Consider the following 13,976-nt stretch of genomic DNA (forward strand, 5'->3'; position numbering starts at 1 on the left):
AACGCCGCGCTATGCGCGGCGTTTGCGTTTGGGCTGTCAGGCCGGGTAGACCGCGCCCAGTACCCGCAACCCTTGAGCTCCTGTAACGTTCGGTCGGTTGGCGGTGATGCCTTCCAGGCAGCAGTGCGCCAGCCAGGCGAATGCCATGGCCTCGATCCAGTCGGGCTCTATCCCGAAGCGGGCTGTGCTGCTTACCTGGCAATTCGGGAGAAGTGCCTGCAGCCTGTGCATCAGTGTGGCGTTATGCGCGCCGCCTCCGCAAACCAGCACATCCTTCGTTCCCGGTTGGCTTTTTTGCAACGCTTCGCAGATGCTGATCGCGGTCAGTTCAAGCAGCGTGGCCTGAACATCCTGGGCGGGCAGGTCAGGAAAATCTGACAGATGGGCGTCCAGCCAGACCAGGTTGAACAGCTCCCGGCCCGTACTTTTGGGGCCTTGGGTCGAGAAGAAGGGATCGTCTAGAAAGGCCTGAAGAAGAGGGGGGCTTACCTCGCCACTGGCGGCCCATGTGCCGTTCGGGTCATAGGCGTTTCCCTGATGGCGTTGAATCCAGGCATCCAGCAGTACATTGCCAGGTCCGCAATCGAAACCTCGGGCCGCCTGTCCGGGCTGGAGCAGGCTGAGGTTGCTGAATCCACCGACATTGAGCACCGCCCTGGCGTGTTCGGCGTCGCCGAATATCACTTCATGAAAGGCCGGCACCAGTGGCGCGCCCTGGCCGCCTGCGGCTACGTCGCGCCGACGAAAGTCTGCAACCACGCTTATTCCACTCAGCTCTGCCAGCAGTGCGGGGTTGCCTATCTGAATGGTGAAGCCGCGCTGGGGCTCGTGTCTTACCGTTTGCCCATGGCTACCGATGGCCCGAACCGCCTTGGGCGAGACTTGCGCCTGCTGCAGAAGCCTGAGCAAACCGCGGCCAGCCAGTCTGGCCCAGGCCTGTTCAGCGATTGCCGCGCGTGCCAGCTCGTCGGGACCTGTCGAGCAGAGTTCGAGCAGGTCCTGTTTCAGCTGTTCCGGCATGGGTTCGTAGTGAGTGGCGAGCAGCCTGGTATGGTCGTCGTGCTCGATCAGGGCGAAGTCCAGCCCGTCGAGGCTGGTGCCGGACATGATGCCGACATACATCGCCATTGCTATTGAGTCTGCATGGCCAGCATGGTTGCGCGCTCTTTGTCCATCTGCGCCATCAGGGGCTGACTCTGCTGAAGAAAGCGCTGCTTTTCATTGTTGGCAATCGGATCGGCCATGGGCAACTTCAGGCCAAGTGGATCGACATGGACGCCATCTACCTGAAATTCATAATGCAGGTGCGGGCCGGTTGAAAGGCCTGTGGTGCCGATGTAGCCGATGATCTGTCCCTGCTTGACCTGCGAGCCGTTTCTCACGCCCTTGGCGAAACCCTGCATGTGCGCGTACAGCGTGCGATAGCGGTTGCCATGCTGAATGATCACGGTGTTGCCGTAGCCACCTTTGCGGCCTGCCAGAACGACCTTGCCGTCACCTGCACTTTTGATCGGCGTGCCGTGCGGGGCTGCATAGTCCACACCTTTGTGGGCGCGGATCTTGTTCAGGATCGGATGCTTGCGACCGTTGGAGAAGCGCGAGCTGATGCGGGCAAAGTCGACGGGGGTGCGGATGAATGCCTTGCGCATGCTGGTCCCGTCAGCGGTGTAGTAGCTGGTGTTGCCCTGCTTGTTGGTGTAGCGAACGGCTGTATAGCTTTTGCCGCGGTTGGTGAAGCGAGCGGCAAGAATATTGCCTGTGCCTACTCGTTCGCCTTCAATGGTCTTTTCCTCATAGACGACTTCGAAAGTGTCGCCTTTGCGGATGTCCAGAGCAAAGTCGATGTCGTATCCAAAAACATTCGCAAGATCCATCGTCAGGTTGTGACTCAAACCTGCACGCTTGGCCGCGAGGAAGAGGCTGCTTTCGATTTGTCCGTAGGCATAGGTCGTGGTGACGTCCGGCTTGAGCTGTTCTTTCTTGAAGACATAACCGCTATCGGCTTTTTCCAGCTGCAGACTTTCCAGTCTGTTTATCGGGCTGCTCAAACGCGCAAGTCCGCCCTGTTCATCCATCTCGAACTCCAGGCGTTGGCCGATTCGCAGACGGGTAAGCTGCTTCGCTTCCTTGCTGCTTGCCAGGACATCATGAACGGTGGACTGAGGCAGGCCGACCTTGGCGAAGACGGTCGACAAGGTGTCGCCATTGGCGACTATGACTTCCTTCAGCAGAGGATTGATATCGGCCTGAGCTTCCTCGACTTCGTCTTGCAGGGCTTCGCTGGCTGTTTGCGGTTCAGGGGACTCTATTTGTACGAATGGGCTATCAGCGGTGCTGATGCTTGATGAAGGCTCTGCTTCCACGGGTGCCAGCTCGCTAGCGGCATCCAGTCTGAGGTCGAGAAAGGTTTTCTTCGCCTCGACTTCACGTGATGGGAACACCAGCAGTGCCAGGCTCAGAAGCGCAGCTACACCGCTTGCAGCCAGGAGATGGCTCTTCGGGTAGTAAGGTGCTTTCGATTTTGAATGGGTCATTGGATGTCTGGCGATTTTTTGTACAGGAAAAATATCTGCCTAAAATATAAGCAAAGTGCTGTCGAGGCAACCCTTGAAATGCAGGAGCTGTCACTGTCCCGCATGCTGCGACGTTGTAATTTTTGGTCGATCTTGTAAGGTTGACGCCCTTTTATTTCTCGGTGCGGGGCCTCCAATGAAGTCGGTTCAAGAGCAGTTGTCGGTGATCAGGCGGGGCGCTGATGAGGTGCTCGTTGAGGCGGAACTGGTCTCGAAACTGGAGCGGGGGCTGCCGCTGCGAATCAAGGCCGGGTTTGACCCGACAGCTCCTGATCTTCACTTGGGCCATACGGTACTCATCAACAAGCTCCGTCAGCTTCAGGATCTGGGACATCAGGTGATCTTCCTTATAGGTGATTTCACCGGGATGATTGGTGATCCGAGTGGCAAAAGCGCGACTCGCCCACCCCTGACCCGTGAGCAGGTGCTGGAGAATGCCGAAACCTATAAGGCTCAGGTGTTCAAGATCCTCGATCCGGCCAAGACCGAGGTGGCTTTCAATTCCACCTGGATGGATCAGCTGAAGCCGTCGGATTTCATTCGTCTGGCCTCGCAGTACACCGTCGCCCGCATGCTGGAGCGCGACGACTTCAGCAAGCGTTATGCGTCCAGCCAGCCGATTGCGATACACGAGTTTCTCTATCCGTTGGTTCAGGGTTATGACTCGGTTGCGCTGAAGGCTGATGTCGAGCTGGGCGGAACGGATCAGAAATTCAACCTGCTGATGGGGCGGGAGTTGCAACGCTCCTACGGGCAGGAATCCCAGTGCATCGTGACCATGCCGCTTCTTGAGGGGCTGGATGGCGTCAAGAAGATGTCCAAGTCTCTGGGTAATTACGTGGGCATCCAGGAAGCGCCTGGTGTCATGTACGGCAAGCTGGTGTCGATTCCGGATGCTCTGATGTGGCGCTATTTTGAGTTGCTCAGCTTCCGCAGTCTGGAGGAGATCGAGTCCTTCAAGGCGGACGTGCAGGGCGGTGCCAATCCGCGCGATATCAAGATCAAGCTGGCCGAGGAAATTGTCGCGCGCTTCCATGGCGAGGAAGCGGCGGCGGCGGCGCATCGTTCGGCAGGCAATAGAATGAAAGAAGGCGAGCTGCCAGAGGACATTCCTGATATCGAGTTGCGCTCCGTGGAGGATATGCCGATAGCCTCGGTGTTGAATCGGGCGGGGCTGGTCAAGAATGCCGCTATGGCGCGAGATCTGCTTGGCTCTGGTGGCGTGCGGGTAGATGGAGAAGTAGTGGATCGCGCCTTTGTTTTCAGGATTGGATCGACCCACGTCTGCCAGGCTGGCAAGAAGGCTTTTGGCCGTATTTCGCTGCTGGCGGAATAAATCCTCAAAAACTCGTTGACGGCTCGTTCTGTGGGCCTATAATGCGCACCTTCTCCGGCGCAGGCCCTTGGTAAAACCTCTTGTAAATCAAGAAGTTAGCTAAAAATAAGGGCTTGCACGGACGGCAAATTCAAGTAGAATGCGCCGGGCTGACAGGGCGGTGGTTGAGTCCTGTTGGTGCTTCGGTCGGTTCGATCGCAAGCGGTTGAAAGAGGTGGTTGACAGCGGTTTTGAACGCTGTAGAATTCGCCTCCCGCTGACGAGAGACGCTGAGTCGATCGACAGCATAAGCGGTTGAGAAGAAAGAAAAATTCTTCAAAAACAGCTTGACGAGATACAAGGCTGCTGTAGAATGCGCGGCCTCGGTTGAGACGAAAGGCTTGATCGAAACGCTCTTTAACAACTGAATCAAGCAATTCGTGTGGGTGCTTGTGAGGTAAGACTGGTAGTCAGCAAGATTATCAGCATCACAATGTACTCAACGAGAAATCATTGAGTGCTCTTCTTGAGTTTTCTTAAGAAGAGATTGCGATTGCTGAGCCAAGTTTAGGGTTTTCTCAAAACCCAAGCAGTATTGAACTGAAGAGTTTGATCATGGCTCAGATTGAACGCTGGCGGCAGGCCTAACACATGCAAGTCGAGCGGATGAGGGGAGCTTGCTCCCTGATTTAGCGGCGGACGGGTGAGTAATGCCTAGGAATCTGCCTGGTAGTGGGGGATAACGTCCGGAAACGGGCGCTAATACCGCATACGTCCTACGGGAGAAAGCAGGGGACCTTCGGGCCTTGCGCTATCAGATGAGCCTAGGTCGGATTAGCTTGTTGGTGAGGTAAAAGCTCACCAAGGCTGCGATCCGTAACTGGTCTGAGAGGATGATCAGTCACACTGGAACTGAGACACGGTCCAGACTCCTACGGGAGGCAGCAGTGGGGAATATTGGACAATGGGCGAAAGCCTGATCCAGCCATGCCGCGTGTGTGAAGAAGGTCTTCGGATTGTAAAGCACTTTAAGTTGGGAGGAAGGGCAGTAAGTTAATACCTTGCTGTTTTGACGTTACCGACAGAATAAGCACCGGCTAACTTCGTGCCAGCAGCCGCGGTAATACGAAGGGTGCAAGCGTTAATCGGAATTACTGGGCGTAAAGCGCGCGTAGGTGGTTTGTTAAGTTGGAAGTGAAAGCCCCGGGCTCAACCTGGGAACTGCTTTCAAAACTGGCAAGCTAGAGTATGGCAGAGGGTGGTGGAATTTCCTGTGTAGCGGTGAAATGCGTAGATATAGGAAGGAACACCAGTGGCGAAGGCGACCACCTGGGCTAATACTGACACTGAGGTGCGAAAGCGTGGGGAGCAAACAGGATTAGATACCCTGGTAGTCCACGCCGTAAACGATGTCAACTAGCCGTTGGGCTCCTTGAGAGCTTAGTGGCGCAGCTAACGCATTAAGTTGACCGCCTGGGGAGTACGGCCGCAAGGTTAAAACTCAAATGAATTGACGGGGGCCCGCACAAGCGGTGGAGCATGTGGTTTAATTCGAAGCAACGCGAAGAACCTTACCAGGCCTTGACATGCAGAGAACTTTCCAGAGATGGATAGGTGCCTTCGGGAACTCTGACACAGGTGCTGCATGGCTGTCGTCAGCTCGTGTCGTGAGATGTTGGGTTAAGTCCCGTAACGAGCGCAACCCTTGTCCTTAGTTACCAGCACGTTAAGGTGGGCACTCTAAGGAGACTGCCGGTGACAAACCGGAGGAAGGTGGGGATGACGTCAAGTCATCATGGCCCTTACGGCCTGGGCTACACACGTGCTACAATGGTCGGTACAAAGGGTTGCCAAGCCGCGAGGTGGAGCTAATCCCATAAAACCGATCGTAGTCCGGATCGCAGTCTGCAACTCGACTGCGTGAAGTCGGAATCGCTAGTAATCGTGAATCAGAATGTCACGGTGAATACGTTCCCGGGCCTTGTACACACCGCCCGTCACACCATGGGAGTGGGTTGCTCCAGAAGTAGCTAGTCTAACCTTCGGGGGGACGGTTACCACGGAGTGATTCATGACTGGGGTGAAGTCGTAACAAGGTAGCCGTAGGGGAACCTGCGGCTGGATCACCTCCTTAATCGAAGACATCAGCTTCTTCATAAGTACCCACACGAATTGCTTGATTCATTGCGAAGACGATTGGGTCTGTAGCTCAGTTGGTTAGAGCGCACCCCTGATAAGGGTGAGGTCGGCAGTTCGAATCTGCCCAGACCCACCAATGTTGTGTGGGGCGCAGGCTTCAAGACATTGGGGCCATAGCTCAGCTGGGAGAGCGCCTGCCTTGCACGCAGGAGGTCAGCGGTTCGATCCCGCTTGGCTCCACCACCACTCGTCGGGATAGGGTTCAGAAATGAACATTTCTGCGTAGGCAGTTGAATGTTGATTTCTGGTCTTTACCAGTATCGTTCTTTAAAAATTTGGGTATGTGATAGAAATAGACTGAGTGATCACTTTCACTGGTGGTTGTTCAGGCTAAGGTAAAATTTGCGAGTTGCTCGAGAGAGCGAAATGCGGATTTTCGGCGAATGTCGTCTTCACGTTATAGACAGTAACCAGATTGCTTGGGGTTATATGGTCAAGTGAAGAAGCGCATACGGTGGATGCCTTGGCAGTCAGAGGCGATGAAAGACGTGGTAGCCTGCGAAAAGCTTCGGGGAGTCGGCAAACAGACTTTGATCCGGAGATCTCTGAATGGGGGAACCCAGCCATCATAAGATGGTTATCACACACTGAATCCATAGGTGTGTGAGGCGAACCAGGGGAACTGAAACATCTAAGTACCCTGAGGAAAAGAAATCAACCGAGATTCCCTTAGTAGTGGCGAGCGAACGGGGACTAGCCCTTAAGTGGCTTTGAGATTAGCGGAACGCTCTGGAAAGTGCGGCCATAGTGGGTGATAGCCCTGTACGCGAAAATCTCTTAGTCATGAAATCGAGTAGGACGGAGCACGAGAAACTTTGTCTGAATATGGGGGGACCATCCTCCAAGGCTAAATACTACTGACTGACCGATAGTGAACCAGTACCGTGAGGGAAAGGCGAAAAGAACCCCGGAGAGGGGAGTGAAATAGAACCTGAAACCGTATGCGTACAAGCAGTGGGAGCCTACTTTGTTAGGTGACTGCGTACCTTTTGTATAATGGGTCAGCGACTTATTTTCAGTGGCGAGCTTAACCGAATAGGGGAGGCGTAGCGAAAGCGAGTCTTAATAGGGCGTCTAGTCGCTGGGAATAGACCCGAAACCGGGCGATCTATCCATGGGCAGGTTGAAGGTTAGGTAACACTGACTGGAGGACCGAACCGACTACCGTTGAAAAGTTAGCGGATGACCTGTGGATCGGAGTGAAAGGCTAATCAAGCTCGGAGATAGCTGGTTCTCCTCGAAAGCTATTTAGGTAGCGCCTCGTGTATCACTGCTGGGGGTAGAGCACTGTTTCGGCTAGGGGGTCATCCCGACTTACCAAACCGATGCAAACTCCGAATACCAGCAAGTGTCAGCACGGGAGACACACGGCGGGTGCTAACGTCCGTCGTGAAAAGGGAAACAACCCAGACCGTCAGCTAAGGTCCCAAAATCCTGGTTAAGTGGGAAACGATGTGGGAAGGCTCAGACAGCTAGGAGGTTGGCTTAGAAGCAGCCATCCTTTAAAGAAAGCGTAATAGCTCACTAGTCGAGTCGGCCTGCGCGGAAGATGTAACGGGGCTCAAACCAGGTACCGAAGCTACGGGTTCATCGTAAGATGAGCGGTAGAGGAGCGTTCTGTAAGCCTGTGAAGGTCAATTGAGAAGTTGGCTGGAGGTATCAGAAGTGCGAATGCTGACATGAGTAACGACAATGCGAGTGAAAAACTCGCACGCCGAAAGACCAAGGGTTCCTGCGCAACGTTAATCGACGCAGGGTGAGTCGGTCCCTAAGGCGAGGCTGAAGAGCGTAGTCGATGGGAAACGGGTTAATATTCCCGTACTTCTGGTTACTGCGATGGGGGGACGGAGAAGGCTAGGCCAGCTTGGCGTTGGTTGTCCAAGTTTAAGGTGGTAGGCAGAGATCTTAGGTAAATCCGGGATCTTAATGCCGAGAACTGATGACGAGCTTTCTTTTAGAAAGCGAAGTGGTTGATGCCATGCTTCCAGGAAAAGCCTCTAAGCTTCAGGTAATCAGGAACCGTACCCCAAACCGACACAGGTGGTTGGGTAGAGAATACCAAGGCGCTTGAGAGAACTCGGGTGAAGGAACTAGGCAAAATGGCACCGTAACTTCGGGAGAAGGTGCGCCGGTGAGGGTGAAGCATTTACTGCGTAAGCCCATGCCGGTCGAAGATACCAGGCCGCTGCGACTGTTTATTAAAAACACAGCACTCTGCAAACACGAAAGTGGACGTATAGGGTGTGACGCCTGCCCGGTGCCGGAAGGTTAATTGATGGGGTTAGCGCAAGCGAAGCTCTTGATCGAAGCCCCGGTAAACGGCGGCCGTAACTATAACGGTCCTAAGGTAGCGAAATTCCTTGTCGGGTAAGTTCCGACCTGCACGAATGGCGTAACGATGGCGGCGCTGTCTCCACCCGAGACTCAGTGAAATTGAAATCGCTGTGAAGATGCAGTGTATCCGCGGCTAGACGGAAAGACCCCGTGAACCTTTACTATAGCTTTGCACTGGACTTTGAATTTGCTTGTGTAGGATAGGTGGGAGGCTTTGAAGCGTGGACGCCAGTTCGCGTGGAGCCATCCTTGAAATACCACCCTGGCAACTTTGAGGTTCTAACTCTGGTCCGTTATCCGGATCGAGGACAGTGTATGGTGGGTAGTTTGACTGGGGCGGTCTCCTCCTAAAGAGTAACGGAGGAGTACGAAGGTGCGCTCAGACCGGTCGGAAATCGGTCGTAGAGTATAAAGGCAAAAGCGCGCTTGACTGCGAGACAGACACGTCGAGCAGGTACGAAAGTAGGTCTTAGTGATCCGGTGGTTCTGTATGGAAGGGCCATCGCTCAACGGATAAAAGGTACTCCGGGGATAACAGGCTGATACCGCCCAAGAGTTCATATCGACGGCGGTGTTTGGCACCTCGATGTCGGCTCATCACATCCTGGGGCTGAAGCCGGTCCCAAGGGTATGGCTGTTCGCCATTTAAAGTGGTACGCGAGCTGGGTTTAGAACGTCGTGAGACAGTTCGGTCCCTATCTGCCGTGGACGTTTGAGATTTGAGAGGGGCTGCTCCTAGTACGAGAGGACCGGAGTGGACGAACCTCTGGTGTTCCGGTTGTCACGCCAGTGGCATTGCCGGGTAGCTATGTTCGGAAGAGATAACCGCTGAAAGCATCTAAGCGGGAAACTTGCCTCAAGATGAGATCTCACTGGAGCCTTGAGCTCCCTGAAGGGCCGTCGAAGACTACGACGTTGATAGGTGGGGTGTGTAAGCGCTGTGAGGCGTTGAGCTAACCCATACTAATTGCCCGTGAGGCTTGACCATATAACACCCAAACAATTTGATGTTTGCGTGTCAGACGGTTGAAGTCGACAAACAAACCGAAAAGACGCATCGCTCGCAAAGCGAACCAAGACAAAGCAACAGCGCAACACAACACATCACATGCCCAATTAGGGGAAGCGACTCAACACCGACTCCCCAACCGAATTGCTTGACGACCATAGAGCGTTGGAACCACCTGATCCCATCCCGAACTCAGCAGTGAAACGACGCATCGCCGATGGTAGTGTGGGGTCTCCCCATGTGAGAGTAGGTCATCGTCAAGCTTCTACACCAAACCCCCGACCATCGAAAGATGATCGGGGGTTTGTCTTTGCGCAAAAGAAAAAGGAAGCACTGGGCTAATGCCAGTCAGTTAAGCTGACTGGCATTTTTATTTCTGGTCGGATACTTGGACGGCTTGGGTTTGACCGCTCGCGGATAACTGCGATCCTCACGACGATGAGGTAGGACGTAGTGCATGGCTGAGGCCTGTAGTTCAGCCAGGTAGCGAGGGATGTTGCCTGGATGATTCAAAGAGACCCCGTTCAAGAAGCCCAGAATCGCCCAGGTGCAAGCGGTGAAACTCATTTCGCAGGGGTAGATGCCAGGGCAGTGGCGACTCATTTCCAGCATTTGATAACGCAGCAGGTTGTACCCCAGTAGTACGCCCCACAGTTCTTGTTCAATCATCTCCGGCGTTTTACTACGCAGTGTGTAGTGACCCGCGAGCATGCCTTGCTTCATTTCTCGATAGCCCAGTTCGATTTCCCAACGCTGGCTGTACAGATCCACGATTTCGTCTGGAGGGAAGCGCAGAGGATCGATCATTGAGGTCAGTACCTGCCGCACTTTGCCCTTGATGGTCTTGCTTAATAACCGAGCCTGTAGCGTGTCTGGCAGGTCGGGCCATTGTTTACGCGCCTGCGGCGAGGTCTTTAGTGAGACGATGGCATCGTGGCGCCCTAACTTACGCAGCACCTCGTATTGAGCATCCTTTCGCAGCGGCAGTAACCAATGGCGCTGAGTGCCTGTCTGTTGCCAGCGATGAAGTAACCCCAGTGAATAGAAGCCACGGTCGAACAAGGTCAGCGAGTGATCGGGTGTGCTGTCGATCAGTTGTTCGGCCAGTTTCATCTCGTTGCTGTGGTAGCCGGCAAAAGCACTATTCACCAGCATGTGGCTGGTCAGCTCCATCTGGCAGACCATGCGAACTTGGGGATAGCCGGTATCGCCATGCTGATTACTGGCGCTGCCATAGTGCTTGCGGTTGTCGGCCGTATCCGGTGTGCGCCAGACCACGCCATCGACACTGAGCAGGCGCAAACCGGCCCAAGTGGGGTGATTGGCGCTGGCATGCCAGCGTTGTTGAGTCAGGGAAAAGACCTCTCGCACCGCAGCGCTGCCCAAACGCTGGCGACCTTGCACGATTGCACTGGGTGCTACCAATGGCTTCTGCCCAGGCAGCATGATGCCCATACGGCTCGCGGCATCCCAGGCCGACATCCGGCGAAACAACGCCATGGCGATCACGCACCAGATCATGGCTTCAAGAGGGAGACGTCGCTTACGCAGGGTCGCCACTCCCGCCGTTTCCAGTGCGGTGCTAACTAGGTCTGGATCAAGCAGCGCCCCTAGTTCGTCAAGGGAGTAAGTAGCAGATGCCACTTCGTGAGTCAGTGCCAAAGCGCGGGAAAGTCGCATAAAAAATCCGATGCTCAAAACAAGCATCGGATTTTCGTTTCAGCGCGCAGAAGGTCAAGCTGTAGCGCTTAACTGACTGGCATTAAGCACTGGGCTCTTTTTATATCTGTCGCTATGATGCCCGCCTTGCTGAAAGGGCTTATATGAACAGGTTGCTGGAAATATTGCAGGATGGCCGCTTCCATTCGGGGCAGGAGCTTGGAGCTGTCCTGGGCATAAGCCGCAGCGCGGTATGGAAACACCTACAGCGGCTTGAAGTGATTCTGGGCATACAGCTTTACAGGGTGCCTGGGCGGGGTTATCGCTTGGCTGAAGCCATCTCATTGATTGATATTGACGATAATACGACGGTCCTCCAGCAGCTCGGCTGGGGATTGAAGGTCATGGATAGCACTGACTCGACTAATGCCGAGGCTCTCCGGATGCTGCTTGCAGGTGCCCAGACACCCTTCGTGGTGCTGGCGGAGTCGCAGACAAATGGAAGGGGGCGTCGGGGGCGTGTCTGGGTGAGTCCGCCTGCGCAAAATCTCTACTACACGCTGGCGCTTACCGTGTCCGGCGGCCCGCAGCGCCTGTCAGGCCTGAGTCTGGTCGTGGGGCTTGCGGTCATGCAGACCTTGCGTCAGATGGGGGTGGAGCAGGCCGGGGTCAAGTGGCCCAACGATATCTATGCAGGTGGAAAAAAGATCGCCGGAATACTGATGGAGCTGACGGGCGATCCTGCGGATCTTTGTCATGTGGTCATTGGTGTCGGCATCAACGTCAACATGGCTGCCAGTTCGGTTGAGATAGCGCAGGCCTGGACCTCGATGCGCAATGAAACCTCGGCTCTGGTGGATCGAAATGAACTCGTTCGAGCTTTGAGCCATTCGCTGCATCATTATTTGGCACGGCATGCCGAGGAAGGTTTTGGTGGGCTTCGGGCGGAGTGGGAGGCTTGCAATATCTGGCATGCACAACATTGTTGCTTGAGTACCGGGTCACAGGAAGTCCGGGGGCGGGTGCTGGGTGTCGACGATCAGGGAGCGCTAAGGCTGGAAGTGGATGGGCATGAAAGACGTTTCAGTGGCGGAGAGCTCAGTTTGAGGCTTGAAGATGATTCTTGAGCTCGATTGCGGTAACAGTTTCATCAAATGGCGGGTAATCAATCCGGCTGCGCATGGTCGCGTCCAGGCATTCGGGGTTTCGGCCGAGGTTGATCAGTTGTTGGGTGAGTTGATCTCTTTATCTTCGATCAGGATTTCCAAGTGCCGGCTGGTCAGTGTCAGAAGCGATAACGAGACCGGACTGCTGGTGGGGGCGATTGCCAGGTCCCTTGGTATTGAGGTGATGTGTGCCGCTTCCTCCAGAATGCTCGGAGGGGTGACAAATGGCTACAAGGACTTCCAGCGGCTTGGGCTCGACCGCTGGCTGGCGATTGTGGGGGCATATCAGTTGTGCCGCAGGGCGTGCGTTGTAATCGATCTTGGCACGGCGGTGACCATCGACCTGGTTGGCGAAAGTGGAGAACACCTGGGTGGTTATATCACGCCAGGAATGTCACTTCTGACCGAGCAGTTACGCACTCATACCAAACGTATTCTGTACGATGCGCAGGAGGCGCGGGCAGCGCTGAGTGATACGACGCCAGGACGCAGTACAAGTGAAGCGGTCGAGCGCGGCTGCTTGAAGATGCTATGCGGCTATATAGAAAGCCAGATTGCCGGTGCCGCGCACTATCTTGGAGAGCAGCCGGAGGTTTTCGTGACTGGCGGAGATGCGTCCCTTTTTAATGGGGGGCGGCAGGTGAGGTTTGTGCCGGATCTGGTGTTCAAGGGGCTAGCGATAGCCTGTCCATTATGAGGTTCAGATGCGCTGGCTTCTGCTGCTCCTGATACTGTTCAATCTATTTTACTACCTCCATAACCAGCAGCGGGTGCCTTGGGGTACGCAGGAGCTGCCAGTACCGGTCACTGCTACACCTGATCCAGGTATCCGTCTGTTGAGTGAGTCGAATGAGCCGGGAAGGCGTATTCAGCCTGCGCGGGCTGCGGAAGATTCAGTTTGCCTGTTTCTGGGTGGTTTCGATGATGAGTCATTGGCGGTGGCTTTACGGCAGCGTTTGCTGAGCCTGGATATAGCTTCGACGTTGCAGGGTATCGATGCGACCGCTGGGGTTGACTATTGGGTCTATCTGCCGCCACTGGTTTCGCGTCAGGCTTCATTGCGTCAACTTCGGGAGCTTCAGTCGCGGAATATAGACAGCTATATCATCACGGTTGGCGATCTCTCCAATGGAATTTCCCTGGGAATATTCTCGCGGAAGGACTCAGCCGAAAGCGTAGTGGGGCGGCTACAGGGGCTCGACTACAGTGCGTTGATTCGCGAGTTGCCTAGGGCTCATCGGAAATACTGGGTTCGCGTAGAAAGCCAGAGTCGGCATCATGTCGACGATCAGTTGCTTCTGGCTATGGTGCGTGATTTCTCCGACCTGCAGCGCCGACAAATGCCCTGCGCAAGCGTTGCAACTTCCGAATAGTTTGCATAGAATGGCGCCCGCTTCGCGGTACAGCTCCAGTGGCTGTTCGCGAGCTTCTGTCAGTAAAGCTAACCTCAGGTTTTTAAATGAGAAAATGCTTGACAGTGAGGTGGCTGGCATAGAGAATGCCGCCTCGTTTTGGAGGGGTTCCCGAGTGGCCAAAGGGATCAGACTGTAAATCTGACGTCATCGACTTCGAAGGTTCGAATCCTTCTCCCTCCACCAGATTCAAGCGTAGGCCTCGGCTAGCGCGGGTATAGTTTAGTGGTAGAACCTCAGCCTTCCAAGCTGATGATGCGGGTTCGATTCCCGCTACCCGCTCCATGTTTCAGGTCTGTGCGACAGGTG

Annotated in this window: 8 protein-coding genes, 4 tRNA genes and 3 rRNA genes; 11 read left to right on the forward strand and 4 right to left on the reverse strand. The window is 54.8% G+C overall.

Annotation, left to right across the window (positions count from 1 at the left end):
- Nucleotides 1-36: 36 nt before the first annotated feature.
- Nucleotides 37-1,128 carry an anhydro-N-acetylmuramic acid kinase gene (locus ACYCFC_RS19430; protein WP_459652642.1) on the reverse strand — a complete coding sequence of 364 codons (1,092 nt, stop codon included), beginning with the start codon at nt 1,126-1,128 and terminating at the stop codon, nt 37-39.
- A gap of 2 nt (nt 1,129-1,130) precedes the next feature.
- The gene (locus ACYCFC_RS19435; protein WP_459652643.1) at nt 1,131-2,534 is read right to left on the reverse strand and encodes a peptidoglycan DD-metalloendopeptidase family protein; all 1,404 of its coding nucleotides are present in this window, start codon (nt 2,532-2,534) and stop codon (nt 1,131-1,133) included.
- 175 nt (nt 2,535-2,709) lie between these two features.
- Between ACYCFC_RS19435 and tyrS the strand changes: the two genes are divergently transcribed.
- Entirely contained in the window at nt 2,710-3,909 is a 1,200-nt protein-coding gene (gene tyrS / locus ACYCFC_RS19440; RefSeq protein WP_459654032.1) for a tyrosine--tRNA ligase, read from the forward strand.
- Between the two features lie 130 nt (nt 3,910-4,039).
- Here the strand turns inward: tyrS and ACYCFC_RS19445 are convergent, their stop codons facing one another.
- On the reverse strand, nt 4,040-4,321 hold the full coding sequence (locus ACYCFC_RS19445) for a hypothetical protein (protein ID WP_459652644.1): 282 nt from the start codon (nt 4,319-4,321) through the stop codon (nt 4,040-4,042).
- A 164-nt stretch (nt 4,322-4,485) separates the two neighbouring features.
- Between ACYCFC_RS19445 and ACYCFC_RS19450 the strand changes: the two genes are divergently transcribed.
- The 5 genes from ACYCFC_RS19450 (at nt 4,486) to rrf (ending at nt 9,693) form a co-directional block, all read left to right on the forward strand.
- Nucleotides 4,486-6,022, forward strand: a 16S ribosomal RNA gene (locus tag ACYCFC_RS19450).
- A gap of 64 nt (nt 6,023-6,086) precedes the next feature.
- Nucleotides 6,087-6,163 (forward strand) — tRNA-Ile (locus ACYCFC_RS19455).
- Between the two features lie 31 nt (nt 6,164-6,194).
- Nucleotides 6,195-6,270: transfer RNA gene (locus tag ACYCFC_RS19460), tRNA-Ala, on the forward strand.
- A gap of 248 nt (nt 6,271-6,518) precedes the next feature.
- A 23S ribosomal RNA gene (locus tag ACYCFC_RS19465) occupies nt 6,519-9,409 on the forward strand.
- A 168-nt stretch (nt 9,410-9,577) separates the two neighbouring features.
- Nucleotides 9,578-9,693, forward strand: a 5S ribosomal RNA gene (gene rrf / locus ACYCFC_RS19470).
- Together the 16S, 23S and 5S rRNA genes with 2 tRNA genes alongside form the textbook arrangement of a ribosomal RNA operon.
- An 85-nt stretch (nt 9,694-9,778) precedes the next feature.
- Here rrf and ACYCFC_RS19475 read toward each other — a convergent pair.
- On the reverse strand, nt 9,779-11,110 hold the full coding sequence (locus ACYCFC_RS19475) for an IS4 family transposase (RefSeq protein ID WP_459652377.1): 1,332 nt from the start codon (nt 11,108-11,110) through the stop codon (nt 9,779-9,781).
- Between the two features lie 143 nt (nt 11,111-11,253).
- Between ACYCFC_RS19475 and birA the strand changes: the two genes are divergently transcribed.
- From birA to ACYCFC_RS19500, 5 genes are all read left to right on the forward strand, one after another.
- Nucleotides 11,254-12,216 (forward strand): bifunctional biotin--[acetyl-CoA-carboxylase] ligase/biotin operon repressor BirA, encoded by a 963-nt coding sequence (gene birA / locus ACYCFC_RS19480; protein WP_459652645.1) that lies wholly within the window; start codon nt 11,254-11,256, stop codon nt 12,214-12,216.
- Nucleotides 12,206-12,952, forward strand: coding sequence for a type III pantothenate kinase (locus tag ACYCFC_RS19485; RefSeq protein ID WP_459652646.1), 747 nt, complete (start codon nt 12,206-12,208; stop codon nt 12,950-12,952). The genes birA and ACYCFC_RS19485 overlap by 11 nt, the downstream gene beginning before the upstream one ends.
- 7 nt (nt 12,953-12,959) lie before the next feature.
- Nucleotides 12,960-13,628, forward strand: coding sequence for an SPOR domain-containing protein (locus ACYCFC_RS19490; RefSeq protein WP_459652647.1), 669 nt, complete (start codon nt 12,960-12,962; stop codon nt 13,626-13,628).
- Nucleotides 13,629-13,768: 140 nt separating this feature from the next.
- Nucleotides 13,769-13,853, forward strand: a tRNA-Tyr gene (locus ACYCFC_RS19495).
- A gap of 25 nt (nt 13,854-13,878) precedes the next feature.
- Nucleotides 13,879-13,952 (forward strand) — tRNA-Gly (locus ACYCFC_RS19500).
- Nucleotides 13,953-13,976 lie beyond the last annotated feature (24 nt).

It is taken from the genome of Stutzerimonas sp. NM35, assembly GCF_054604355.1.

Coding starts and splice junctions, on each gene's coding strand:
- ACYCFC_RS19485 (WP_459652646.1), top strand. CDS start 12,206: ATGATTCTTGAGCTCGATTGCGGTAACAGTTTCATCAAATGGCGGGTA.
- ACYCFC_RS19430 (WP_459652642.1), bottom strand. CDS start 1,128: ATGGCGATGTATGTCGGCATCATGTCCGGCACCAGCCTCGACGGGCTG.
- ACYCFC_RS19475 (WP_459652377.1), bottom strand. CDS start 11,110: ATGCGACTTTCCCGCGCTTTGGCACTGACTCACGAAGTGGCATCTGCT.
- tyrS (WP_459654032.1), top strand. CDS start 2,710: ATGAAGTCGGTTCAAGAGCAGTTGTCGGTGATCAGGCGGGGCGCTGAT.
- birA (WP_459652645.1), top strand. CDS start 11,254: ATGAACAGGTTGCTGGAAATATTGCAGGATGGCCGCTTCCATTCGGGG.
- ACYCFC_RS19435 (WP_459652643.1), bottom strand. CDS start 2,534: ATGACCCATTCAAAATCGAAAGCACCTTACTACCCGAAGAGCCATCTC.
- ACYCFC_RS19490 (WP_459652647.1), top strand. CDS start 12,960: ATGCGCTGGCTTCTGCTGCTCCTGATACTGTTCAATCTATTTTACTAC.